Source organism: Pantoea sp. T14 (genome assembly GCF_036663535.1).
Lineage (GTDB): Bacteria > Pseudomonadota > Gammaproteobacteria > Enterobacterales > Enterobacteriaceae > Pantoea > Pantoea phytostimulans.
Genome location: NZ_JAWUEB010000013.1, coordinates 56,675 through 78,821, shown reverse-complemented (window position 1 = coordinate 78,821; position 22,147 = coordinate 56,675). Strand labels below are relative to the sequence as shown.

The window sequence follows — 22,147 nt, the reverse complement described above, 5'->3', positions numbered from 1 at the left end:
GTTATAATCACCAAACTGTTCGGTAAGAGAAGCGGTCGGTCTTACGCCAACCCGTTCATCACGTTAACTGGGCGTTCGCCCTGTTTAAGGCACTGAATAATCTGCTGCACGCAACGTTCGCCAATAGCGCTGATTGCGCCGTCGGTATAACCGGCGATGTGCGAGGTAGGAATAAAATTCGGCAGCGTAAACAGCGGATGTTCAGCTAAGGGTTCGTGGTCGAATACGTCAGCGGCAGCGCCAGCAATCACGTTGTCCTGTAGCGCCTGGAACAGATCGTTTTCGTTGATCACGCCACCGCGTGAGACGTTGATCAGGAAGGCAGATTTCTTCATCCGTTTGATACGCGCGGCATTGAACAGGTTACGGGTTTCATCGGTCAGTGGCGTATGCAGCGTGATGAAATCGCCTTCTTCAGTCAGACGATCCATGCTGACGAACTCGATGCCGTGCTCGGCGGCAAATTTCTCATCGGGATAAAAATCAAACGCGATAACGCGCATGTTGAAGCCTTTGGCACGCAGCGCGACCTGCTTACCAATATTGCCCAGCCCGATAATGCCCAACGTTTTACCGTAGACGTCGGTGGCGAAAATGCGTGGCCAGTTGCCGGCGCGGGTTTCCTCTGCGGCCTGTGTGATCTGACGCGCACTGTTAAGCATCAGCGCGAAAGCGAAGTCAGCCACCGCGTGCTTGTTGGCGTCAGGGACATTGGTGACATAAATTCCGCGCGCGCGCGTTGCATCCAGATCGATGTTATCGACGCCAACGCCATGTTTACATACCACTTTTAACTGGGGCGCTTTCGCCAGCAGCTCATCGTTGACGTCAGTAAAGGCCACGATCATCGCGACGGTTTCAGCCAGATGCGGCTCCAGCGTCGACAATGGCGCATCGGCGGGCAGCGTAATCAGCTCAAAGCCATGCTGTTTCAGGGTGTCGATGGGCGCCGCATCATATTTAGCAAAGGAGGGCGAGGTGCAAATCACTTTCATAATTTTTCCCGGTGTCAGGTTTCAGGCAAGGGCAGCAAAGGCCACCCTGACGGCCATTACTGCAAATATTGATTCACGATTTGACGGATCTTCTGCTCTTCTTCGGCGCTGAAATGCACGGCATAGCGGCTTTCACCGACGTCATAGCCCAGCAGCGTGACGGCTTTTTTCACCGCCGCTGGCGAGAAGCCGACGCTGTATAAATCCGTACGCAGGCCCGTCACATTCTCTTGTGCCAGACGTGAGGCGGCGACATCACCAGCGTTGAAGTGTGCCCAAATAGCGTTGATCTCTTGCGGCGCGACGTTGGCGAGGCCAGAAATGCAGGCTGAGCAGCCATCGACAAATCCTTGATGAATCAATGAATCTGGACCGTTCAGCACGTCGAAGTTATCAATGCCTTCAGCGGCTTTCAGGAAACCACTCAGGCTCTCATAGCTGCCCGCAGAATCTTTGATACCGATAATGTTGGGATGTGAGGCCAGCTTGCGCACGGTTTCGGGCTGCAAGGTATTACCGGTACGCGCCGGAATGTTGTAGAGGAATAGCGGGACGTCGAGCGCGTCGGCCACGGTTTGGTAGTGATAAATCAACTCTTCCTGCTTCAACGGCACGAAATAAGGCGTGATCACAGATACGGCGTCCACGCCCAGTTTGGCTATCTGCTTGCCAAGGCGAATGGTTTCACGGGTCGATATTTCACCGATGTGCGCCACCACTGGCGCGCTGCCGTTGACTTCATCCACGCAGGTTTCGGTAACCGCTATTTTTTCCTGCTCGTTCAGCACGAAGAATTCACCGTTGGTACCGCCGCAGAAGATACCGTTACCTGCATTGAGTTGGCGTTTTACCTGCTCGCGCTGGGTGGCGGGATTGAAAGCGCCATCACGATCAAAGGCGGTGATGATGGCGGTTAATACGCCGACTATTTTCTGGCTCATGAGAATCCTCGTTATGCCTGGTGTGAAGGAAACAGCGTCAAATACACGTCACGCACATCGTTGGCGCTGACCGCCGTTGGCACGTTTTTCATCAGACGTTGCACATCTAATGCCGCTTCCACTAAATAGGGCAGGTGATCCGGGCTGATACCCAGCTCTTCCAGACTGGCTGGCAGTTTCAGGCGCTTGACCAGCGCAGTGAAGTAATCCACCAACGCCAGAGATTTGGCTTCTTCACTCAGCGAGCTATCTGCTTCTGGCAGCAGATCGTATGCCTGAGCAAATTTGCTCACTGCGGCAGGACGAACGAAACGCATGCAAGGTGCCAGTAAAATGGCATTGGCAACGCCGTGCGGTAGGTGATATTTGCCGCCCAGCGGATAGGACATGGCGTGCACCAGATGCGTACCGGCGTGGGCAATGGCGGCGCCGCCATAATAGGAAGCCCACAACATTTCCAGTCGCGCCTGCAGATTGCCCGGCTGGTTAATGGTGGTTTCAAGATTGGCGAACAACTTCTTCATGCCTATCAGTGCATAGTTATCACTCACCGGGTTCGACACGGTGGCAGTGAAACATTCGATCAGGTGACACAGCGCATCAATGCCGGTTGAAGAGGCGATATGTGCAGGCATGCTGGTGGTGAGTTCAGGCACCAACGCCACGAAATCGGGCAGCATTACCGGCGAAATAATGCCGACTTTGGTCTCTTTTTCTGGGATGGCTAAAATCGCGTTGGGTGTGGCTTCAGAGCCGGTTCCTGCGGTGGTAGGAATTAACAGCGACGTGGTGCGATGCTGCGGTTTCTCGCCCGCTAACAACGCCTCCAGCGACGGCGCATTCTCTACGCACAACACGGAAAGCAGCTTAGCGACATCCAGTACGCTGCCACCGCCGACACCAATCACTAAATCAACGTCACGTGAGGGCAATGCGCTGAGGATAGCCGCGACATCATGCTGACTTGGCTCTGGCGGTACGTTGTTCACGATGCTGACGCGAGCAATCTGCTGTTTCAGTTGTGCGATCAGCGCCTGAACCGCAGGAATGCTTTCGATATTCTTGTCGGTAACCAGTAATGCTTTCGCCTTACCGTTAAGCAGATAGCGAATGTCATTCAGCGCCTGATAGCCGCTGATAACCGTGCTGTTGATATTCATTTCATACCCTTTTCACTGTGTATCTGAACTGAATGATTGTGTTTGCTCATATCAGTGCGAGTTCCGTCACTTACTGTGCCTCAATTTATAGGACATATTGATTTCGATTAATTTGATCTTGCTCACATATAATCAATCATGATTGAATATAATCATCGTCAGCGGCAAGCAGCCGAAACAGGAGAAACAATGACCCAATCGTCATGGAAAACCCCGGTATTGGTGATCGCCGATGATTTTACCGGCGCGAACGATGCGGGCAGCGGGCTGGCCCAGGCGGGAGCGCGTGTACATGTGCTGTTCAACAGCGAGATGCCGCATAACAGCGAGGCAGTAGATGTTTGGGTGATCAGCACTGACAGTCGGGCAATCAGCGCTGAGCTGGCGGCGGAGCGCATTACGCAGGTGGTAAAGCAGCACGCCCTACACGCCGGCTGGCTGGTTAAAAAAATTGACTCGACCTTGCGTGGCAATGTCGGCGCAGAAGTGAATGCCGCACTCAAAGCCAGCGGCAAACAGCTGGCGCTGGTGGTGCCGGCAGTGCCGCGTCTTGGACGCACCACGCGAAACGGCGCGGTTTATTTAGATGATGTGCTGCTCACCGATACCGAATTTGCCAGCGATCCTAAAACGCCAATCTCAAGTGCCAATGTGTTGCAACAATTGCAGTTGCCGGGCACACAGATCGATCTCGCCACATTACGAAGCGATCGTCTGGAGACCGTACTGAATAACCTGCGCGGTGTGGTGGTGGTGGATGCAGAACAGGACGCGGATATCGCCCGTCTGGTACGCGCTGCGGCGCGTTTAGCTGAAACGCCTTTATTAGTCGGCGCGGCGGGATTAAGCGATGCGCTGGGCGCGCACCTTTCTACCCGTGTAGCAAAGCCGGTGTTAGCGGTGGTGGGATCGATGAGCGCCAACGCCCAGCAGCAAATCAGCAAGCTGGCGAGGCAGCGCAACATTGCTCTGATCGACATCAATATTAGTGAGCTGTTCTTGCAACCGGCGTGGCCTTCCGCGTCGGAATGGATCACGCAAAGCGTGGCGACGCTGCGTGCAGGTCAGCACACGGTGATTCGAACCTGCCAGCGAGCCAATCAGCGGCAAGAAATTGATCAACTTTGCCAGCAACACAACATGACACGTCAACAACTGGGCGAGGCGATTTGTGCGTTTCTCGGCGAGATGACGCGCACCGTGTGCCGTCAGCAATTGCCAAATGCGCTTTATCTTTCCGGCGGCGACGTGGCCATTGCCGTTGCCCAGGCGCTGGGTGCCAGCGGGTTTCAAATTCAGGGTCTGGTGGCGGGCTGCGTGCCGCACGGGGTTCTGCTTAACAGTGAATTTATCTTGCCGGTGATGACCAAAGCGGGTGGCTTTGGCGACGAAAACACCCTGGTAGAAGCCATACGTTTTATTGAGGAGAAGTCGAGTGAATAAAATTATTGCGGTGACGATGGGCGATCCTGCGGGCATCAGCCCGGAAATTATCATTAAAGCGCTGTCTGAAGGCGATCTGAACGGCGCGCCAGCAGTGGTGGTGGGTTGTGCCAGTACTCTGCGCCGCATCATGGCGATGAATATCACCCCGCAAGCTGAATTGCGGGTGCTCGACAGCGTAAAGGATGCGCATTTTGCGCCAGGCATCATCAACATCCTTGATGAACCGTTGGCGAACCCGGAAGCGTTAAAACCTGGCGTGGTACAAAAAGAAGCGGGCGATCTCGCCTGGCGCTGCGTAAAGCGCGCGACGGAACTGGCGCTGGCCGGAGAAGTGCAGGCGATTGCCACCGCGCCGCTGAACAAGGAAGCGCTGCATTCGGCAGGCCATATCTATCCGGGACATACCGAACTGCTGGCGCACCTTACCAACACTAAAAATTACGCCATGGTGCTGTATACCGATAAGCTGAAGGTGATTCATGTCACCACGCATATTGCGCTGCGTAAGTTCCTCGATACGCTGAATCGTGAGCGCATTGAAACGGTGATTGGCATGGCGGATACCTTCTTGCGCCGCGTCGGTTTTGAGAAGCCGCGTATTGCTGTCGCGGGTGTTAATCCCCACGCGGGTGAAAATGGGTTATTTGGCGATGAAGAGATCACCACGGTTGCACCCTCAATCAAGGCGATGAAAGCGCAGGGCATTGACGTTTATGGGCCTTGTCCGCCAGACACGGTGTTCCTGCAATGTCAGGAAGGGCAGTACGATATTGTGGTGGCGATGTACCACGATCAGGGACATATCCCGCTGAAGCTGCTGGGCTTTTATGATGGCGTGAACATTACCGCAGGACTGCCTTTTATCCGCACTTCGGCAGACCACGGCACCGCGTTTGATATCGCCTGGACAGGTAAAGCGAAGTCTGAGAGCATGGCGATCTCGATCAAACTCGCGATGCAGCTTGCATAGGGAAATATGAAGGGACAAAGTCGTCTTGACCAGATTATGGATTATCTGAAAAGCCATAATCTGGTGACTGTAGAGCAGTTGGTGAGTGCGATTTCCGCCTCACCGGCCACCATTCGGCGTGATTTGATCAAGCTGGATAAAGAGGGCGTAATCAGCCGTAGCCACGGCGGTGTGACCTTAAACCGGTTTATTCCCAGCCAGCCCACCACGCTGGAGAAAATGCAGCGTAATTTAGCCGAAAAACAGGCAATTGCTGAACAAGCAGCCAGCTTTGTGCGGTCGGGTGATGCAGTGGTGCTGGATGCCGGCACTACCATGCTGGAACTGGCGAGGCAGCTCACGCACCTGCCGCTGCGCGTCATCACCGCAGATTTACATATCGCGCTGTTTCTTTCCGAATTCAAACAGATCGAAGTGACCATTATTGGTGGGCGCATTGATGATTCCAGCCAGTCGTGTATTGGTGAACATGGACGCCGTCTGTTGCGCAGCATTAACCCCGATATCGCGTTTGTCAGCTGCAACTCATGGAGTCTGGAGCGCGGCATTACCACGCCGACCGAAGAGAAAGCGGGACTGAAGCACGATCTGTTAGCGAATGCCGCACGACGTGTCTTGCTGGCCGATAGCAGTAAATACGGTTCCTGGTCGCTGTTTTGCGCTTCGCCGCTGGAAAATTTAACCGATGTGGTGACCGACAACCGGCTGGAAGAGGACGTGAGGCGGGAGTTACGTGAACGCGGCATTGGCTTACAGTTGACGAAATAGATCGGGGTCGTTTGTCCCCCTCCCAACCTTCCCCCATGAATGGGGGAGAAGCGAGGTGGGGGACTGCGAGAACCAGCTCCAGCTTCAGCGACCACCTAACTTAGCCCGCAGAGGCAGCCACTACAGCGTCTTCAAACCCATTGAAGGTATGTTGCGGCCGTAGTAAATCTCACGCATCTCTTTCCACAGCAAATCAGTAATGCGCTTGTGTTCTTGTGGGCTGAGATCTTCCGGCTTGGTATTAAACAGGTAATGTTTCAGTTCAAAATCTTTCAGCATCATCTTGGTATGAAAGATGTTTTCCTGATAGACGTTCACGTCCACCATGTCATACATCGCCTTCATGTCATCTGACATGAAGTTCTGAATCGAGTTGATCTCGTGATCGATGAAATGCTTCAAACCATTCACGTCACGGGTGAATCCGCGCACGCGATAATCAACCGTAACGATGTCCGATTCGAGCTGGTGAATCAAATAATTCAGCGCTTTCAGCGGTGAAATCACGCCACAGGTGGAGACTTCAATGTCTGCACGGAAGGTACAAAGTCCGCCTTCGGGGTGGCTTTCGGGATAGGTGTGTACGCAGATATGGCTCTTGTCGAGGTGAGCAACCACCGAATTCGGCAGTGGGCCAGGATGCTCCGAGTTATCGATATCTTTCGGATCGATCGGCTCTTCGCTCACCAGAATGGTCACGCTCGCGCCCTGCGGCTCATAATCCTGGCGTGCAATATTCAGCACGTTGGCACCAATGATCGAACAGGTTTCCGTCAAAATTTCAGTCAAACGGGTCGCGTTATATTGCTCGTCAATGTAGGCGATATAGCCATCGCGCTCAGCTTCCGTATTTGCATAGCAAATATCGTAAATACAAAAACTCAGGCTTTTAGTCAGGTTGTTGAAGCCATGTAGTTTTAGCTTTTGCAATTTCATTCACCCCCTTATAAATGCTCGGTCTGTGACAAAGCATTCAACAGATATTGCGGCAGGGCAAAGCTGCCGGTATGGATTGCCGCGTTGTAGTAACGGCAGTTCAGGCCAGCGGTCTCGAAACGCGTCTGCAAAGTTGCAGCGTCGAGCTGGCGCAGCGCCGGATTGTCGCTCGCCCAGGCAAACGTCATGATGCCGCCGTAATAGGTCGGAATCGCGGCTTGGTAGAAACTGACATCGGCAAAGTAGTGGCTGAGTTTGCGATGGCTGTTGATGGCTTCGTCCTGTTGCAGGAAACACACGCCATTTTGCGCCACGAAGATGCCATTTTCATTAAGGGCATTCTTGCAGCCAGCATAGAATTCTGAGGTGAACAAACTCTCGCCTGGGCCGATAGGATCGGTACAGTCAGAGATAATGACATCAAATTTTTCATGGGTTTGATTAACGAAGTTGACGCCATCATCAATCACCAGCGTGAAGCGCGGATCGTCATAGGCACCGGCGCTGTGATTGGGCAAATATTGACGGCAAAAAGTGACGACGCCCGCATCAATTTCCACCATGGTGATTTTTTCAATCTGCGGATGGCGTGAGACTTCACGTAACATCGCGCCATCGCCACCGCCAATAATCAGTACGCTTTTGGCTGCACCGTGCGCCAGAATTGGCACGTGCGTCATCATTTCATGATAAATAAACTCATCACGTTCAGTGGTTTGTACCACACCATCCAACGCCATCACGCGGCCCATCTCCGCATTTTCGAAGATGATTAAATCCTGATGCGCTGTCTTTTCCCGATAGAGTTGTTTATCGACGGTAAAATACTGTCCAAATCCAGCATGAAGCGTTTCATACCACGTTTCTTTTTGGGCCATTTTTTGGGGCATGGTAGGCTCTCCTCTAATGACATCGCCATGAAAATGGGCGGCACATCATAGCTAACTCTGACCGTGGTTGCACGGTCAAATGTTCAGCAGGAGAGCGGGTTCTGCGGGTTATTTAACGTAGGCAAGCAGGCTTAAAGAATCACGCGCCAGGGACTTACACTTTTTGTCATTGGCGATCGCAATACCGCTTAAATCACGATAGCTATCTTCGCCAAGCGCCTTCATGTTGTAGTTGCTGTAATTGCTTAAATCCCAGCGATTTTGTTGCGCAAAAAATACCAATGCTTTACGAATCTGCGCATCGGGTAAATCTTGATAGCCGCAGTCGTTTTTCAAATAAACGAACACCGCCGTGAGATCGGCCAGATCTTCGGCTTCGGATTCGCTCAAGGCAAAGCTGGTGGAGGAGAAGCCAAGGAGTCCTGACAACAGCAGGATCTTGATGCTCTTCTTCATAGTCATTCTCTTCAAGGGATAATCTTATTGACGTTAGCACAGTTGTTAACAGGTTTTCGATTAATTTGCCCGCTACCGCAGAGGACCGCATTTTTTCGGGCGATTCTGGTGGGAATGCTTGACCTTCCCATTAGGTCAGGGTTTAGGCTATGCCCTCTCTTGTCACAAGGATGATTACCATGCAACGTCGCCATTTCCTCAAACTCACCGCTGCACTGAGCGCGGCGGGTGCGCTGCCGCTCTGGAGCCGCTCGCTAATGGCGGCTGAACGCCCGCTGCTGCCGATTCCTTCCTTACTGGAACCGGATAGCAGAGGCCAATACAACCTCACCGCCAGGCAAGGCAGCACGCAGTGGAAGGGCAAAGACGTTCCAACCTGGGGTTATAATGGCAATCTGCTCGGGCCGGCGTTGGTGTTACAAAGTGGCAAGGCAGTCACGGTAAATATTCACAACCGGCTCAACGAAGCGACGACGCTGCACTGGCATGGTTTGGAAATCCCCGGCGCGGTTGACGGCGGACCGCACGCCAGCATTGCGCCGGGCACGACGCGGCAAGTGACATTTACGCCCGATCAACCGGCGGCAACCTGTTGGTATCATCCACATTTACATGGCAAAACCGGTCATCAAGTGGCACAGGGTTTGGCTGGATTGGTGCTGTTAGAAGATAATGAATCCGGCAAATTACGTCTGCCCACGCAGTGGGGCGCAGATGATGTGCCGCTGATTTTTCAGGACAAACTGCTCACAAAGCAGGGCGATCGTATCGATTATCAACTGGATATCATGCGTGCCGCGGTGGGCTGGTTTGGCGACATGATGCTGACCAACGGCGTGCAGTATCCGCAACATGCCGTGCCACGTGGCTGGCTGCGTTTGCGCCTGCTCAACGGGTGTAACGCCCGTTCGCTGCACATAGCTGCCAGCGATAAACGTCCACTGTATGTGATCGGCAGTGACGGCGGTTTGCTGGCTGAACCTGTCAAAATTGCGTCGCTGCCTTTGTTGCCGGGTGAACGTTTTGAGGTGATGATCGACACTTCTGACGGCAACGCCTTTGACATCGTGACATTACCTGTTGAGCAAATGGGTATGACGTTGGCACCGTTCGACCAGCCTTTGCCGCTGGTGCAGATTTTACCGCTGCGCGTGATGGCCAGCGCCACGTTACCCGACACGTTAGCCACGTTGCCTGTTATACCAAAAACCGAAGGGCTCAATACGCGCTGGCTGCAACTGATGATGGATCCGCAGCTTGACCAGCAAGGTATGCAGGCATTAATGCAGCGCTATGGCGAGAAAGCGATGGGCAAGGGCCACCATGAGATGAAAATGGGCGGCGGTGATAGCAGCATGGCGCACGGCGAACATTCAATGGATCACGGCGCACCAAGCCAGCCAAAAACCGCAGCGGCCTATGACTTCCACAACGGCAATAAAATCAATGGTCAGGCGTTTAATATGGCTAAGCCGATGTTCAATGTCGAGCTGGGCGCGGTAGAGAAGTGGACGATCTCCGGGGAAGGCGACAGCATGCTGCATCCCTTCCATATTCACGGTACGCAGTTCCGCATTTTATCGGAGAATGGCAAACCGCCAGCCCCGCATCGTCAGGGCTGGAAAGATATCGTGAATGTTGACGGCTGGCGCAGCGAAGTGCTGGTGCGCTTCAACTATGTTGCCGCCGCCGAACAGGCTTATATGGCGCACTGTCATCTGCTGGAGCATGAAGATACCGGCATGATGCTGGGGTTCACCGTGACCTAAATTCAGGCGATATCAAGCGCCAGCTTAATGTCTTCTATCAGGTCATCCGCATTCTCGATGCCAATCGACAAACGCACGGTCGCGTCAGTAATGCCAATCCGCTGACGCACCGCTTCCGGCACGCCCGAATGGGTGGTGCTGCCAGGATGGCTGGCCAGCGATTCGGTACCGCCAAGGCTGACGGCCTGTTTGAACAGCGCTAGCGCATTAAGAAAACGAAACGCAGCTGGCTGGCCGCCAACGATATCAAATGAAAAGGTTGAGCCGGCGCCGTGACATTGCTCACGGTAGGTTTTTCCTTCTTCGCTCTCTGCATCCAGATAGGGAAGCCAATGCAGCTTTTCCACCTTCGCATGGTCGCGTAAAAATGCAGCCACCGCTTCGGCATTATGCCAGGCTTTTTCCATGCGCAGCGACAGCGTTTCCAGCGAGCGACCAATCATCCAGCTGGAATGGGGATCGAGCTGCGTACCAATCGCGCTGCGTAAGGCACGGATTTTTGTCATCAGCGCTTTACTGCCCATCGCCGCGCCAGCAATTAAATCAGAATGCCCACCCACATATTTGGTCAGTGAATAGAGCGACACGTCCGCGCCCAGCGTCAGCGGTTGCTGAAACAGCGGGCCAAGCAGGGTGTTGTCACAAGCCACGATCGGACGTGATCCTTGCTGCTGATCGATCTCGTCGGCGATGCGCGCAATCAAGGCGATATTTACCAAACTGTTGGTCGGGTTGGCGGGCGTTTCAATCAGGATCATCGCCACCCGACCTTGCGCCATTGCGCGCTGTGCAGCGTCACGCACTTTGCTTTCATCATTGCCATCGCTGAAACCCACCGCCTGAATATCCAGATTATGCAGCGTCTTGCTCAACAGCGTTTCGGTGCCGCCATAGAGCGGTTGCGAATGCAAAATGACTTCGCCAGGACGGGAGAAGGCCAGCAGCGTGGTTGAAATTGCCGCCATGCCCGATGCAAACAGTGCACAGCTTTCAGCGCGTTCATAAATCGCCAGCCGATCCTCAACAATTTCGCTGTTGGGATGGTTGAAGCGCGAATAGACTAACCCGCCAGTTTTCCCTTCTGGCGGTTCTTTGCGCCCTGAGACGTAATCAAAGAAATCACGTCCTTCTTCAGCACTGTTAAAAACAAAGGTGGAGGTGAGGAAAACCGGCGGTTTAACCGCGCCTTCTGAGAGGCGTGGATCAAAGCCGTAATTCAGCATTTGCGTTTCAGGATGAAGGGGACGATCGCCTATGTGGGTCTTTTTACTGGATGAAGAGGTCATGAAATCTCCGGCTAACCTGGGTTAACGAGCAGCGTACGATTCATACAGTTAACGCTACTGCATCCTTTTTCGCCACGGTAACGTTTGCCTTTGCCGTACGGCGTCAGCGGCGGTATCGACTATGATAGACTTCGTGGCTTTCTGACGTAACCGGGCTGAACGCAATGAAACACACTGTTGAAGTGATGATCCCTGAGCAGGCAATCGCCGAGCGCATCGCCGAACTGGGCAAAGAGATTACCGAGCATTACCGCGACAGCGGCAGTGACATGGTACTTGTCGGGCTGCTACGCGGCTCCTTTATGTTTATGGCCGATCTGTGCCGTGCCATCGATGTTTCGCATGAAGTCGATTTTATGACAGCATCAAGCTACGGCAGCGGCATGTCTACCACGCGTGATGTGAAGATCCTGAAAGATTTGGATGAAGATATTCGTGGTAAAGATGTGCTGATCGTGGAAGATATCATCGACTCCGGTAATACACTGAGCAAAGTGCGTGAAATTCTGGCATTGCGCCAACCGAAATCACTGGCAATTTGTACTCTGCTGGATAAACCGGAACGTCGTGAAGTTGAAGTAAAAGTAGAATATGTCGGCTTTACTATTCCCGATGAATTCGTGGTGGGCTTCGGTATCGACTATGCGCAGCGCTACCGTAATCTGCCTTATATCGGTAAAGTCGTTCCGCTCGAAGCATAAGCACCGCACATTCTTCCAAGGCTACGACAGCCTGCTTAGTGTAGGCTTGTCGCCGCGATACCCATCATTCTTCACGCTGCAGATGCGCTGGCTACCTGTGTTTATCCGAATCACTGACTTGAGTCAGCTCATCGGGATAAATACGCTTGCCGTGTGGCTGCAACGAGAATGATTTAGGGTATATCCAGACGGATTACTGCGGGCTTTCGGAATTGACCAATAAATTGGCAATGCCGTGGCGATAACGTTGCTCAAGGATTTCGCGGCTGTTGGCGGTGACATCAAGGTTACGCAAGCAGCCGTCCTGAATACCGTATACCCAGCCGTGCAGCGAAACATTCTGCCCGCGTTTCCAGGCGGATTGCAGGATGGTAGAGTGTCCAAGGTTATAAACTTGCTCAACCACGTTGATTTCGCACAGTTTATCGAGGCGCTTATCCGGCGGGAGTTCCCCCAACAACACGCTATGCTTGTACCAGAGATCGCGAATGTGCAGCAGCCAGTTGTTGATCAAACCCAGCTCCGGGTTATCCATCGCCGCCTGTACACCGCCGCAGCCATAATGGCCGCAAACAATGACGTGTTCAACTTCCAGCACTTCGATGGCGTATTGCACCACGGAAAGGCAGTTGAGATCGGTGTGAACCACCAGATTGGCCACGTTGCGATGAACAAAAAGTTCGCCCGGTTCAAGTCCGGTGAGGCGCTCGGCGGGAACGCGGCTGTCTGAACAGCCAATCCACAAAAAGCGGGGTTTTTGTGCCTGGGCAAGCCGCTCAAAAAAGCCGGGATCTTCTTCGACCAGTAATTTGGACCATTCGCGGTTATTACTGATCAGGGTATCGATGTCTGTCATGGCGTGAGCGACCTGTTACTGCGCGTTGTGCGTGGGCGTACTATAGGCGAAGGCTTAATAATTTCAAACGGCATAAAAATGCCACTACAACAGGGTATGGATTCGTAATGACTTATGCACTGGAACTTTCCCGGTTAACTAAAACCTATCCCGGCGGCATGCAGGCGCTGAAAGGGATCGATCTTAACGTTGAGGCGGGCGACTTTTATGCGCTGCTGGGGCCAAACGGCGCCGGTAAATCCACCACTATCGGTATTATTAGCTCGCTGGTGAATAAGACCGAAGGCAGCGTGCGGGTATTTGGTTACGACCTGGAAAAAGATGTGGTAAATGCCAAACGGCAGCTCGGATTGGTGCCGCAGGAGTTCAACTTTAACCCGTTTGAAACCGTCATGCAGATTGTCGTGAATCAGGCGGGTTATTACGGCGTTGAACGTCGAGAAGCCAATACGCGCGCTGAAAAATACCTGAAGCAGCTCGATCTGTGGGAAAAACGCAACGAGCGTGCGCGTATGCTTTCCGGGGGTATGAAGCGTCGCCTGATGATTGCTCGCGCCTTAATGCATGAACCCAAACTGCTGATTCTTGATGAACCCACCGCCGGCGTAGACATTGAGCTGCGCCGTTCAATGTGGGTGTTTCTGAAAGATCTCAATGCGAAAGGCACCACCATTATCCTTACCACGCACTATCTGGAAGAGGCCGAAATGCTGTGCCGCAATATTGGCATTATCCAGAGCGGTGAACTGGTGGAAAACACCTCCATGAAAGGTTTGCTCTCCAAGCTGAAATCGGAAACCTTCATTCTTGATTTAGCCCCGCGCAGCCCGCTGCCTGCACTGGAAGGTTTTCAGTATCGCTTGGTTGATACCTCAACGCTGGAAGTGGAAGTGATGCGTGAACAGGGATTAAACAGCGTATTCAGCCAGCTTAGTGCGCAGGGCGTTCAGGTATTGAGTATGCGTAACAAAGCCAACCGACTGGAAGAGTTGTTCGTCGGCCTGGTGCAGGGAAAAACAGGAGCAAAAGCATGACACATTTGTACTGGGTGGCGTTAAAGAGCATCTGGAGCAAGGAAATTAACCGCTTTGCCCGCATCTGGATTCAGACGCTGGTGCCGCCGGTTATTACCATGACGCTCTACTTCATTATCTTCGGTAATCTGATCGGTTCACGCATTGGCGATATGCATGGTTTTAGCTACATGCAGTTTATTGTGCCGGGCTTAATCATGATGTCGGTGATCACCAATGCTTACGCTAACGTGGCGTCATCCTTCTTCAGCGCGAAGTTCCAGCGTAACATTGAAGAGCTGTTAGTCGCGCCCGTTCCCACACACATTATCATCGCTGGATATGTTGGTGGTGGTGTCGCGCGCGGCGTGTGCGTCGGTATTTTGGTTACAGCAATCTCTCTGTTTTTTGTGCCGTTCCACGTGCATTCATGGACGATGGTGGCAGTAACCTTGTTACTGACAGCAATTTTGTTCTCACTGGCAGGCCTGCTGAATGCCGTGTTTGCGCGTACTTTTGATGACATCAGCTTGATTCCAACCTTTGTGCTGACACCGTTAACCTACCTTGGCGGCGTGTTCTATTCGCTGACGCTGCTGCCACCGTTCTGGCAAATGGTGTCGAAACTGAACCCGGTGGTTTATATGATCAGCGGGTTCCGCTTTGGTTTTCTGGGTATCAACGATGTGCCGATCATTTTCACGTTGTCGGTGCTGATCGGCTTTATTGTGGTGTTTTATATCTTGGTGTATAGCCTGATTCAGCGTGGCCGCGGTTTACGCAGCTAATCGCAGCATCAGCAATATAAATAACGCAGCTCAGGCTGCGTTATTTTATTGGCGCGAATAGCACAAAGCGTCAGGCTACCTGTACGGGCAACGCTTTCGCCAGGCGCTTCATCTGGTTGTCGCCTTCAAAATAGGCCACTTTAGGCTGCCATGTCCGCGCTTCAGCCTCTTCCACCTGCACATACGAGCAGATAATCAGAATATCGCCTTCACAGGCACAACGCGCCGCTGCACCATTCACGGAAATGATTTTTGAGCCGCGTTCAGCCGCAATGGCATAGGTTGAAAAGCGCTGACCGTTGGTCACGTTGTAGATATCAATCGCTTCGTATTGCAGGATGCCTGAGGCATCAAGAAAATCCTGGTCGATAGCGCAGGAACCTTCATAATTCAGGTCCGCTTGCGTCACTTTCACTCGATGTAACTTACCTTGTAAAACGGTACGAATCATAGCCAAAACCTTTCTTATGCAGCGGAAAAAATCTCTCCAGCAACAGCGAATTACTGGGTGAGATCGACCTGTTTGTTATCGATTAAACGCGCGTTGCCGAGCCACGCCGCCATTAATACCACCGCGCACTGACTGTCGACCGTCAAGGGTTGCAGCGTCTCAGCATCACAAATGGCCAGCCCATCTGGACGTAAGCCTTTTTCCAGCAATGATTGGTTAGCGGCTTCAATCATCTCATCAACGTGCCGTTCGCCATTGGCCAACTGCGTGGCGATCTCATTCATCACCTGACTTAACGCCGGTGCCAGCTTACGTTCGTCATCGCTGAGATAGCCATTACGTGAGCTCAGCGCCAGACCATCTTTGGCACGCACGGTAGGCACGCCAACGATGTCGATATCAAAGCCCATGTCCGCCACCATTTTGCGGATGATCGCCAGCTGCTGGAAATCTTTCTCACCAAAGCAGGCGATATCGGGCTGAACCAGATTAAATAACTTGCTCACGATGGTGGCGACGCCACGGAAATGACCAGGACGGCTGGCGCCTTCCAGCAGTGAAGAAAGTACCGGCACTTCAACGAAGGTCTGGTTTTTAGTGCCGTGCGGATAGACTTCGGCCGGAGAGGGCGCAAACACCACATCTACACCACGACGGTTCAGCTTTTCGCAATCTTCCTGCAAGGTGCGTGGATAGCGCGCTAAATCGTCGGCACGATCAAATTGCATCGGGTTAACAAAAATCGACACGATGACGATGTCACCGCGGTTACGCGCTTCATCGACCAGCGTTAAATGTCCGTCGTGAAGATTACCCATGGTCGGCACCAATGCGATGCGTTTGCCTTCCTGACGCCAGCGGCGCACTTCACGGCGCAGCAACGGCAGCGTTTCAATGATCAGCACTGAAATTCTCCTGAATTACTGGAAACTGTGTTCAGCGGCGGGGTAAGCCCCAGATTCCACTTCGGCAATATAGTGGCGAATCGCCGCGCGAATGTCGCCGGTCTCGGCCAGGAAATTTTTAGCAAATTTGGGAATGTGCCCGCCGGTAATGCCAAAGGCATCATGCATCACTAAAATCTGACCATCGGTGGCGTTACCGGCACCAATACCAATCACGGGAATGGTCAACGCTTCGGTGATGCGCTTCGCCAGCGCGACCGGCACGCATTCAAGCACCAGTAACTGTGCACCTGCTGCTTCCAGTGCCAATGCATCAGCCAGCACGCGTTCAGCACCTGCCTCATCACGACCTTGCACTTTGTAGCCACCGAAAATATTCACCGACTGCGGCGTTAACCCGAGATGACCACATACCGGCACCGCACGATCGGCGAGCATACGTACGGTCTCAGCCAGCCACTCGCCACCTTCAATTTTCACCATGTTGGCCCCGGCGCGCATCAGCTGCGCGGCATTCTCGAAGGTTTGCTCAGGCGTGGCGTAACTCATGAAGGGCAGGTCAGAAAGCAGCAGCGACTGCGGCGCACCACGACGTACTGCCGCCGTGTGATAAGCAATATCGCTAACCGTAACCGGTAATGTCGAGTCGTGACCTTGAACCGTCATGCCAAGAGAATCACCGACCAGCAGCACCTGAATACCTTCATCAGCAAACAGGCGAGCAAAACTGAAATCGTAAGCGGTCAGCGTTGCGAATTTTTTACCGCTGGCTTTCCACTGGCGTAAATGGGAAATCGTGGTGGGTTTCATAACCTTCTCAACTCAGGGAGTTCTGATGGGCGAAGTTTACTGGATAGCGTCAAGGAGCGGAATGAAAGAAGTGCTATTGTGCGGTTCAGGCGTGCCAGAGGCGAATATTGCTGGCATCCAGTGTAGGAAGAAAGGTTTTGAGTGCGCGTCCATCGGGCAGGGCAGCATCGGGCGCAATCTCAAGCAGCGGCAGCAGCATAAAGGCGCGATTCAGCATGTCGTAATGCGGCACGATAAGGCGTTCAGTATTGATCTCCGCTTCGCCAAACAGCATGACGTCAATGTCCAGCGTACGCGGCCCCCAACGCTCAGCTTTGCGTACGCGACCATGCTCAAGCTCGATGCGTTGAGTGTGGTCGAGCAGGCTTTCTGGCGACAGCTGGGTTTCCAGCGCGACGGCAGCGTTAAGATAATCTGGCTGATCCGCTGGACCGTAAGGCGGGGTGCGATAAAACGCGGAGGTGGCGATACGTTGCGTTTCGGGCAGCGCATCCAGCGCTGCCAACGCTGCATCAACCTGATGCAGCGGATCGGCGAGATTACTGCCTAACGCAAGGTAAACGCGGGTCATGACGCGCTTTGATTCCGTGGCGCAGCCGAACGAGGACGACGACGACGCGCTTTACCGCGCGGTGAAGGATCATCACCCAGAGTATTCAGCATGGTTTTCTGATGCGGCGGTGCAGCGACCTGGAATTCACCCCACCACTGGCTCAGGCGCAACAGCTCTGGGTTATTCTCAACTTCAGCACGCAGCGCCAGCAAATCGTAGGCTGCACGGAATTTTGGATGCTCCATCAGCTTCCACGCTCGTTTACCGTGACGGCGAGACATACGCAGCTGGAGTTGCCAAATATCGCGAATCAGCGAAGTAATACGTTTAGGAATCGCCAGCGCTTTGCAGGCTTCATCCAGCGTATCGTTCATCGCCATGGCAAAGGCTTCGAAGTAGGTCAGGCCACTTTCCTGCGCAATGCGCTCGGCAGTTTCCAACTGGGGATACCAGAACATGGCAGCAAACAAAAATGCCGGGTTTACGCGCATATCGTTGTGGATGCGGTTATCGGTATTTTTCAGCACCTGCGCCAGCATGCGTTCCATGAAGCTATCACCGTTTTCGGTGAAGTTGCGTGACAGCGTCGGGAACAGCGGCTGGAATAACTGGTATTCGCACAGCTTGAGATAGGTACTGTAACCGTAACCGGCTTGCAGCAGCTTAAGCGACTCTTCAAACAGGCGCGCTGGCGGAATGTCACGTAATAGCGTGGCCAGGCGAGGAATCGGCTCAGCGGTCTCTGGTGCAATGCGCATGTTCAATTTAGCGGCGAAACGCGCCACGCGCAGCATCCGCACCGGATCTTCGCGATAGCGGGTTTCCGGATCGCCAATCAGTCGAATAATGCCTTCCTGCAAATCGTGCAGACCGCCGACGTAATCGCGCACGCTGAAATCAGCCACGCTGTAATAAAGGCTATTGATGGTGAGATCGCGACGCTGCGCATCATCTTCAATATTGCCAAAGATGTTATCGCGCAACAGCATGCCGCTTTGAGCGCGCTGCGACGTGTTGCGATCGTCCACTTCCTCTTCAGCCTGATGATGACCACGGAAAGTCGCGACCTCAATCACTTCCGGGCCAAACATCACATGGGCCAAACGGAAACGGCGACCCACCAGCCGACAGTTGCGGAACAGCTTACGCATCTGCTCTGGCGTGGCATTGGTGGTCACGTCGAAGTCCTTCGGCTTTTGCCCTAACAGCAAATCGCGCACGCCGCCGCCTACCAGATAGGCTTCGTAACCGGCTTTATTCAGGCGATACAGCACTTTGAGGGCATTTTCGCTGATGTCTTTGCGTGAGATGATATGGCTTTCACGAGGAATAATGGTCATAAGACGCTCGGGTTCAACCTCTACTGGTGCCTCCTCGTCATCACGCTTAAGGACTTTTCTGCAAAAATTAGCTACTCGGGTAAAAATGGGACACCTCGACAGTGACGTAAAAAGGGTGTGGGTAAAATCAGCGGCTAATCATAGCCTGTTGAGAACCGTTTGAGAATGCTGTTGTCCTGGCATCCGGTTTCAGAGCGTTGTCTTGAGGGATCAAAGCGATATTCCACTGTGACACCGCACGAGACAGCAGTTTCTCCTGCGTTTCGTCCTGCCAGTTCTCATCAACCTGCTGACCAAGAAAGCGTAGCGCCTCAACCAATAGCGGCCGTGCATCACCTTGAGGCAACGGCGGCGCATGATTTTGCTTCGAAAGCTTATTGCCGTCAGCATTGATCGCCAGCGGCAAATGCAGATATTGCGGCACCGCCCAGCCAAATTGCTGATAAAGCGCGATCTGCCTTACCGTGGGTTCAATCAAGTCAGCACCGCGAACAATTTCGGTCACACCCTGGAAATAATCGTCAACCACCACCGCCAGGTTATAAGCGAACAACCCATCGCGACGATGAATAATAAAGTCTTCCTGCGCCAGACGAGGATCGGCCTGCAACGTGCCGCGTAGGCGATCGGTAAATTCATTCACCGGCGCATGCTGACGCAAACGTAATGCGGCGTTTTCCGATCCCCGCTGTAAATCGCGGCAATGACCATCATAAAAGCCGCCCAACTGCTGAATTCGGCTGCGCGGGCAGGTACAAAAGTAGCTTTGACGATGCTGTTGTAGCCAGTCGAGGGCTTCGCGATAAGCTTCATGCCGTTGCGATTGCCACAGCACCTCACCATCCCAATGCAAACCGTATTGTTCAAGCTGCTGCAGAATATGCGTGGCGGCGCCCGGGATTTCACGCGGCGGATCAATATCCTCAATGCGTACCAGCCAGCGACCATTTTGCGCGCGCGCGCTAAGGTAACTGCCTAAAGCAGCGATGAGTGAGCCAAAGTGAAGTTCACCGGAAGGGGATGGGGCGAAGCGCCCAGTGCAAGATGACATTGACATGTGCATTAGAGGTTACCGCGCAACGAGAAAACCTGCAGTTCTCTTGATGCGCGGCAACGAAGTGGCTGCGGCATTAGCCAGCCATTTGTTTCTCGCGGATTTCTGCTAATGTCTTACAGTCGATGCAAAGATCGGCGGTAGGACGCGCTTCAAGACGGCGAATGCCAATCTCTACGCCACAGGAATCGCAATAGCCAAAGTCGTCATCTTCAACTTTCTTCAGCGTTTTTTCGATCTTTTTAATCAGCTTACGTTCGCGATCGCGGTTACGCAGCTCCAGGCTGAATTCCTCTTCCTGCGCGGCACGGTCAACCGGGTCCGGGAAGTTGGCAGCTTCATCCTGCATGTGCGATACGGTGCGATCCACTTCGTCCCGCAGTTGATTACGCCAGGCTTCCAGAATCTTACGAAAATGGGTCAGCTGGGCATCATTCATATACTCTTCGCCCGGTTTTACCTGATAAGGCTCAACCCCAGCGATTGCGAGAATACTCAGGGACGATGTTTTACGGTTTTGCCCTTCTTGCATGTTGTTTCTCCTGGATAACACGCACTATACCCTTCAACTTCTTGCAACAGGTGCGTTGCCGCCTGCCTGCTTCTTGACATCTCTCGGGTACATCGATCCCCCAACGGGGAAAAAAACAGGCCGCTATAAATAACAGAAGCAGTCAAGGTTAGCAATTATTCGTGAACGCACCTTGACAAGCCTGTGAGGAGCAGCGTAATTGGCGTCATGCTCAGAACATTCTTAGCACAAATAATTGCTAAAGATATTACAACTTTACTGCAACAGGATTTTTAAGAAACATACCTGCCACCGATAAGTTTGCCTGATACGCCAAAACTTCAACGCCATCCTTCTGCGCCTGGACCAGTTGTTCTGCGTAAGCCGCGTCAATATGACGGGCCGGGGAAACGTCCTCAATCCCCGAGTGCAGAACCGCGAACAACAAGACAGCTCGATGACCTTCAGCGGCAACTGCGCTTAGCTCGCGCAGGTGCTTTTGACCTCGAGTCGTCACCGCATCCGGGAAGTAGCCTTTTCCTTGATGTAAAAGGGTCACGGATTTCACCTCAATATAGCAGTTGCGCTTGTCCTTCGCCTGGAGGAGGAAGTCAATTCGGCTTTTTTCGCTGCCGTACTTCACCTCAGCCTGGCAATGTTCGTAAGCGGATAACTCTGGAATACGTTGCTGATCCAACGCTTCACGCACTAACTGATTGGCGCGCAAGGTATTAACGCAAATCCAGTGGCCTGATTGCGTCTCAGTAATTTCCCAACTGTGGGGATATTTACGCGTCAGGCTCTCCGACGTGGAATACCACACTGTATCGCCCGGTGTAGCGCAGCCGGTCATTGCACCGGTATTGGCGCAGTGAATCGTCAATGTTTCGCCTTCGGGTGTCACCACATCGGCGAGAAAACGTTTGTAACGGGCAAGTAAACGGGCGGATTTAAGCGGTGGAGAAAAATGCATAGGATTCCTGATCAAGCCTGCAACGGCCAGCTTGCCAGCGCGCGATAACGCGTGCGGCCTTTAGCAAACTCCGAAGCATAAAGAGAAAAATGCGCCACGCGAAAGCGCCAGTGAAAGCCGCGCGGCGGTAGCGCAACCGGCTGGTAAGCGTGGCGTAATAAGGTCACATGCGGATGAAACGGCTGGGGACTTTGTACACAGCCGTGACGCGCAGCTTGGGCTCGCAGCAGGCTGGCGAGCTGTAACAAGCCGCGAGGCGGGCGCTGACAACCGAGCCATACCACGCCGGGACGTGGCCAGTGTCCGGCATCATCAAGATCGACATCAAAACCAGGCTGCACAATGCGTGACGCCAGCGTCTGTAAGCGCTGCGACGTCTCGCTGGAAACCTCGCCCAGAAATGCCAGCGTAATATGCATATTGGCCGCAGCAACCGGGCGTCCAGCCTCTTCAGCAAAGTTTTCTGCCCGCCAACGCACCAGCTGTTGCTGAAGATCGTCGGGCAGGCTGATAGCAAAGAATAAGCGTTGTGTCGGCATGGCGGTCTCCGGCAATCCTCACGGATGGGTGCTACA

Annotated in this window: 24 protein-coding genes; 7 read left to right on the top strand and 17 right to left on the bottom strand. The window is 53.2% G+C overall.

The genetic code is table 11. The annotated features are described in order from the left end of the window. Positions 1–41 precede the first annotated feature (41 nt). Genes SC127_RS05225 through SC127_RS05215 form a run of 3 tightly spaced genes read right to left on the bottom strand, consistent with a single transcriptional unit; the run spans position 42 to position 3,096 of the window. Entirely contained in the window at positions 42–995 is a 954-nt protein-coding gene (locus tag SC127_RS05225) for a phosphoglycerate dehydrogenase (protein ID WP_332625604.1), read from the bottom strand. A 56-nt stretch (positions 996–1,051) separates the two neighbouring features. Continuing rightward, positions 1,052–1,936, bottom strand: a complete 885-nt coding sequence (locus tag SC127_RS05220) for a dihydrodipicolinate synthase family protein (RefSeq protein WP_332625602.1) — start codon at positions 1,934–1,936, stop codon at positions 1,052–1,054. A gap of 11 nt (positions 1,937–1,947) precedes the next feature. Then, on the bottom strand, positions 1,948–3,096 hold the full coding sequence (locus tag SC127_RS05215) for an iron-containing alcohol dehydrogenase (RefSeq protein ID WP_243078570.1): 1,149 nt from the start codon (positions 3,094–3,096) through the stop codon (positions 1,948–1,950). A 189-nt stretch (positions 3,097–3,285) separates the two neighbouring features. Here SC127_RS05215 and dtnK point away from each other — a divergent pair, with 189 nt between their 5' ends. From dtnK to SC127_RS05200, 3 genes are read left to right on the top strand one after another with little or no spacing between them, the layout of a single operon-like run. Next, positions 3,286–4,539 carry a D-threonate kinase gene (gene dtnK / locus SC127_RS05210; RefSeq protein ID WP_332625599.1) on the top strand — a complete coding sequence of 418 codons (1,254 nt, stop codon included), beginning with the start codon at positions 3,286–3,288 and terminating at the stop codon, positions 4,537–4,539. Beyond that, the gene (locus SC127_RS05205) at positions 4,532–5,512 is read left to right on the top strand and encodes a D-threonate 4-phosphate dehydrogenase (RefSeq protein WP_243078568.1); all 981 of its coding nucleotides are present in this window, start codon (positions 4,532–4,534) and stop codon (positions 5,510–5,512) included. The genes dtnK and SC127_RS05205 overlap by 8 nt, the downstream gene beginning before the upstream one ends. Positions 5,513–5,518: 6 nt before the next feature. Further along, the gene (locus SC127_RS05200) at positions 5,519–6,280 is read left to right on the top strand and encodes a DeoR/GlpR family DNA-binding transcription regulator (protein WP_215847597.1); all 762 of its coding nucleotides are present in this window, start codon (positions 5,519–5,521) and stop codon (positions 6,278–6,280) included. Positions 6,281–6,400: 120 nt separating this feature from the next. On the opposite strand, the gene speD is transcribed toward SC127_RS05200, so the two are convergent. The 3 genes from speD to SC127_RS05185 all read right to left on the bottom strand — a co-directional run bounded on the left by speD (position 6,401) and on the right by SC127_RS05185 (position 8,562). Then, positions 6,401–7,216, bottom strand: coding sequence for an adenosylmethionine decarboxylase (gene speD / locus SC127_RS05195; protein WP_215847596.1), 816 nt, complete (start codon positions 7,214–7,216; stop codon positions 6,401–6,403). An 8-nt stretch (positions 7,217–7,224) separates the two neighbouring features. Beyond that, a complete protein-coding gene (gene speE, locus SC127_RS05190) occupies positions 7,225–8,094 on the bottom strand; it encodes a polyamine aminopropyltransferase (protein ID WP_215848336.1) in 870 nt (289 codons plus the stop codon). Between the two features lie 120 nt (positions 8,095–8,214). Further along, the gene (locus SC127_RS05185) at positions 8,215–8,562 is read right to left on the bottom strand and encodes a YacC family pilotin-like protein (protein ID WP_215847595.1); all 348 of its coding nucleotides are present in this window, start codon (positions 8,560–8,562) and stop codon (positions 8,215–8,217) included. Positions 8,563–8,741: 179 nt separating this feature from the next. Between SC127_RS05185 and cueO the strand changes: the two genes are divergently transcribed. Further along, on the top strand, positions 8,742–10,331 hold the full coding sequence (cueO, locus tag SC127_RS05180; protein ID WP_332625595.1) for a multicopper oxidase CueO: 1,590 nt from the start codon (positions 8,742–8,744) through the stop codon (positions 10,329–10,331). A gap of 2 nt (positions 10,332–10,333) precedes the next feature. On the opposite strand, the gene SC127_RS05175 is transcribed toward cueO, so the two are convergent. Beyond that, positions 10,334–11,617: a cystathionine gamma-synthase family protein gene (locus tag SC127_RS05175; RefSeq protein ID WP_332625593.1), complete on the bottom strand. Its 1,284-nt coding sequence runs from the start codon at positions 11,615–11,617 to the stop codon at positions 10,334–10,336. A 164-nt stretch (positions 11,618–11,781) separates the two neighbouring features. On the opposite strand from SC127_RS05175, the gene hpt reads away from it, so the two are divergent. Beyond that, positions 11,782–12,318: a hypoxanthine phosphoribosyltransferase gene (gene hpt, locus SC127_RS05170; protein ID WP_215847592.1), complete on the top strand. Its 537-nt coding sequence runs from the start codon at positions 11,782–11,784 to the stop codon at positions 12,316–12,318. Positions 12,319–12,511: 193 nt separating this feature from the next. Here the strand turns inward: hpt and can are convergent, their stop codons facing one another. Next, positions 12,512–13,174, bottom strand: coding sequence for a carbonate dehydratase (gene can / locus SC127_RS05165; protein ID WP_215847591.1), 663 nt, complete (start codon positions 13,172–13,174; stop codon positions 12,512–12,514). A gap of 107 nt (positions 13,175–13,281) precedes the next feature. Here can and SC127_RS05160 point away from each other — a divergent pair, with 107 nt between their 5' ends. Beyond that, on the top strand, positions 13,282–14,208 hold the full coding sequence (locus SC127_RS05160; protein ID WP_243078564.1) for an ABC transporter ATP-binding protein: 927 nt from the start codon (positions 13,282–13,284) through the stop codon (positions 14,206–14,208). Then, the gene (locus tag SC127_RS05155) at positions 14,205–14,975 is read left to right on the top strand and encodes an ABC transporter permease (protein ID WP_215847590.1); all 771 of its coding nucleotides are present in this window, start codon (positions 14,205–14,207) and stop codon (positions 14,973–14,975) included. The genes SC127_RS05160 and SC127_RS05155 overlap by 4 nt, the downstream gene beginning before the upstream one ends. A gap of 70 nt (positions 14,976–15,045) precedes the next feature. On the opposite strand, the gene panD is transcribed toward SC127_RS05155, so the two are convergent. From panD to thpR, 9 genes are all read right to left on the bottom strand, one after another. Beyond that, positions 15,046–15,426 carry an aspartate 1-decarboxylase gene (panD, locus tag SC127_RS05150; protein ID WP_215847589.1) on the bottom strand — a complete coding sequence of 127 codons (381 nt, stop codon included), beginning with the start codon at positions 15,424–15,426 and terminating at the stop codon, positions 15,046–15,048. A 50-nt stretch (positions 15,427–15,476) separates the two neighbouring features. Continuing rightward, on the bottom strand, positions 15,477–16,331 hold the full coding sequence (gene panC / locus SC127_RS05145) for a pantoate--beta-alanine ligase (protein ID WP_332625586.1): 855 nt from the start codon (positions 16,329–16,331) through the stop codon (positions 15,477–15,479). A gap of 15 nt (positions 16,332–16,346) precedes the next feature. Continuing rightward, positions 16,347–17,141 carry a 3-methyl-2-oxobutanoate hydroxymethyltransferase gene (gene panB, locus SC127_RS05140; protein ID WP_215847587.1) on the bottom strand — a complete coding sequence of 265 codons (795 nt, stop codon included), beginning with the start codon at positions 17,139–17,141 and terminating at the stop codon, positions 16,347–16,349. A gap of 85 nt (positions 17,142–17,226) precedes the next feature. Beyond that, on the bottom strand, positions 17,227–17,712 hold the full coding sequence (gene folK, locus SC127_RS05135; RefSeq protein WP_243078563.1) for a 2-amino-4-hydroxy-6-hydroxymethyldihydropteridine diphosphokinase: 486 nt from the start codon (positions 17,710–17,712) through the stop codon (positions 17,227–17,229). Beyond that, positions 17,709–19,121 (bottom strand): polynucleotide adenylyltransferase PcnB, encoded by a 1,413-nt coding sequence (gene pcnB / locus SC127_RS05130; RefSeq protein WP_215848335.1) that lies wholly within the window; start codon positions 19,119–19,121, stop codon positions 17,709–17,711. The genes folK and pcnB overlap by 4 nt, the downstream gene beginning before the upstream one ends. 40 nt (positions 19,122–19,161) lie before the next feature. After that, positions 19,162–20,091, bottom strand: a complete 930-nt coding sequence (gene gluQRS / locus SC127_RS05125; protein ID WP_215848334.1) for a tRNA glutamyl-Q(34) synthetase GluQRS — start codon at positions 20,089–20,091, stop codon at positions 19,162–19,164. 73 nt (positions 20,092–20,164) lie between these two features. Further along, positions 20,165–20,620: an RNA polymerase-binding protein DksA gene (dksA, locus tag SC127_RS05120; RefSeq protein WP_008925615.1), complete on the bottom strand. Its 456-nt coding sequence runs from the start codon at positions 20,618–20,620 to the stop codon at positions 20,165–20,167. A 247-nt stretch (positions 20,621–20,867) separates the two neighbouring features. After that, positions 20,868–21,572: a DNA/RNA nuclease SfsA gene (sfsA, locus tag SC127_RS05115; RefSeq protein ID WP_215847586.1), complete on the bottom strand. Its 705-nt coding sequence runs from the start codon at positions 21,570–21,572 to the stop codon at positions 20,868–20,870. Between the two features lie 11 nt (positions 21,573–21,583). Then, positions 21,584–22,111: an RNA 2',3'-cyclic phosphodiesterase gene (gene thpR, locus SC127_RS05110; protein WP_215847585.1), complete on the bottom strand. Its 528-nt coding sequence runs from the start codon at positions 22,109–22,111 to the stop codon at positions 21,584–21,586. Between the last annotated feature and the right edge of the window lie 36 nt (positions 22,112–22,147).

Bases quoted from the DNA above. Each gene is read 5' to 3' on its own strand.
- SC127_RS05225 (WP_332625604.1), bottom strand. From the start codon at position 995: ATGAAAGTGATTTGCACCTCGCCCTCCTTTGCTAAATATGATGCGGCG.
- SC127_RS05220 (WP_332625602.1), bottom strand. From the start codon at position 1,936: ATGAGCCAGAAAATAGTCGGCGTATTAACCGCCATCATCACCGCCTTT.
- SC127_RS05215 (WP_243078570.1), bottom strand. From the start codon at position 3,096: ATGAATATCAACAGCACGGTTATCAGCGGCTATCAGGCGCTGAATGAC.
- dtnK (WP_332625599.1), top strand. From the start codon at position 3,286: ATGACCCAATCGTCATGGAAAACCCCGGTATTGGTGATCGCCGATGAT.
- SC127_RS05200 (WP_215847597.1), top strand. From the start codon at position 5,519: ATGAAGGGACAAAGTCGTCTTGACCAGATTATGGATTATCTGAAAAGC.
- speD (WP_215847596.1), bottom strand. From the start codon at position 7,216: ATGAAATTGCAAAAGCTAAAACTACATGGCTTCAACAACCTGACTAAA.
- speE (WP_215848336.1), bottom strand. From the start codon at position 8,094: ATGGCCCAAAAAGAAACGTGGTATGAAACGCTTCATGCTGGATTTGGA.
- SC127_RS05185 (WP_215847595.1), bottom strand. From the start codon at position 8,562: ATGAAGAAGAGCATCAAGATCCTGCTGTTGTCAGGACTCCTTGGCTTC.
- cueO (WP_332625595.1), top strand. From the start codon at position 8,742: ATGCAACGTCGCCATTTCCTCAAACTCACCGCTGCACTGAGCGCGGCG.
- SC127_RS05175 (WP_332625593.1), bottom strand. From the start codon at position 11,617: ATGACCTCTTCATCCAGTAAAAAGACCCACATAGGCGATCGTCCCCTT.
- hpt (WP_215847592.1), top strand. From the start codon at position 11,782: ATGAAACACACTGTTGAAGTGATGATCCCTGAGCAGGCAATCGCCGAG.
- can (WP_215847591.1), bottom strand. From the start codon at position 13,174: ATGACAGACATCGATACCCTGATCAGTAATAACCGCGAATGGTCCAAA.
- SC127_RS05160 (WP_243078564.1), top strand. From the start codon at position 13,282: ATGACTTATGCACTGGAACTTTCCCGGTTAACTAAAACCTATCCCGGC.
- SC127_RS05155 (WP_215847590.1), top strand. From the start codon at position 14,205: ATGACACATTTGTACTGGGTGGCGTTAAAGAGCATCTGGAGCAAGGAA.
- panD (WP_215847589.1), bottom strand. From the start codon at position 15,426: ATGATTCGTACCGTTTTACAAGGTAAGTTACATCGAGTGAAAGTGACG.
- panB (WP_215847587.1), bottom strand. From the start codon at position 17,141: ATGAAACCCACCACGATTTCCCATTTACGCCAGTGGAAAGCCAGCGGT.
- folK (WP_243078563.1), bottom strand. From the start codon at position 17,712: ATGACCCGCGTTTACCTTGCGTTAGGCAGTAATCTCGCCGATCCGCTG.
- gluQRS (WP_215848334.1), bottom strand. From the start codon at position 20,091: ATGTCAATGTCATCTTGCACTGGGCGCTTCGCCCCATCCCCTTCCGGT.
- dksA (WP_008925615.1), bottom strand. From the start codon at position 20,620: ATGCAAGAAGGGCAAAACCGTAAAACATCGTCCCTGAGTATTCTCGCA.
- sfsA (WP_215847586.1), bottom strand. From the start codon at position 21,572: ATGCATTTTTCTCCACCGCTTAAATCCGCCCGTTTACTTGCCCGTTAC.
- thpR (WP_215847585.1), bottom strand. From the start codon at position 22,111: ATGCCGACACAACGCTTATTCTTTGCTATCAGCCTGCCCGACGATCTT.